The organism is Vibrio sp. HI00D65 (genome assembly GCF_001635455.1).
In the GTDB taxonomy this organism is placed as follows: domain Bacteria; phylum Pseudomonadota; class Gammaproteobacteria; order Enterobacterales; family Vibrionaceae; genus Vibrio.
This window is the reverse complement of record NZ_LWEH01000175.1, coordinates 1-657: the sequence shown is the minus strand read 5'-3', so window position 1 is coordinate 657 and position 657 is coordinate 1. Positions and strand designations below refer to the sequence as shown.

2 protein-coding genes are annotated in these 657 nt (G+C 37.2%); both read right to left on the bottom strand.

Features of this window, described 5'->3' with window-relative positions; all coding sequences use genetic code 11:
- Window positions 1-20 precede the first annotated feature (20 nt).
- Window positions 21-233: a DUF6321 domain-containing protein gene (locus A3712_RS28340; RefSeq protein WP_231891817.1), complete on the bottom strand. Its 213-nt coding sequence runs from the start codon at window positions 231-233 to the stop codon at window positions 21-23.
- Window positions 234-301: 68 nt separating this feature from the next.
- Window positions 302-657: hypothetical protein (locus tag A3712_RS14555; RefSeq protein ID WP_231891816.1), on the bottom strand; the 356-nt coding region annotated here is incomplete at its 5' end.

The following is a 657-nucleotide window of genomic DNA, read 5'->3' as shown; positions in this document are numbered from 1 at the left end:
CCATTTTTGCTTTTCTCATATTAACACTTCCATCTTCTGCGAGCCTGTCTTAGTCTTGAGTTAGGATCTTTGGCAGCTTTAGGAAATTTTTTCATTTGTCCAAGTGATCTNGCACAAAATGATTTACGTCTTTTAGCAGCTTTAGATCCTGGTTTGACTTTGCCAGTGACCGCTGTTTTTAGTTTAGAGCCAGGATTTTCTCTTCTATATCGGGCGACCCCAGCTTTAGTCATCCCTGCTCCAGATTTTGTAGATCTGAAATACTTTTTAGTTTTTGGTGGTTGTCTATCTCTTTTTCGCATTACATCATACCCATACGTCTAGCCATGAATCCACCACCCATTGCTTTTGCTCTTTTAGTAAAAGTTTTTACATTAGTTGGTTTACCACCTACACCTTGTGCAACTGATCTTTTTCTTTTTACAGCAGATCTTCTTTGGCTTTCCGTCATACGTCTTGCTTTTGCAAGAGGAACACATTTTGGATATTTACGTTTTGCATCTTTCTTTTGTTTTGATCTTCCACACTTTGAGAAAGAACCATCTTTCTTTTTACTTCCTATGTCTACCCATTTCTGAGCGAACCATTTATCAAGACCGTTTTTTGCCATGACATTAAAATACCTTGGTGACTTTTTTTCTATTAGGTAAAATTCTA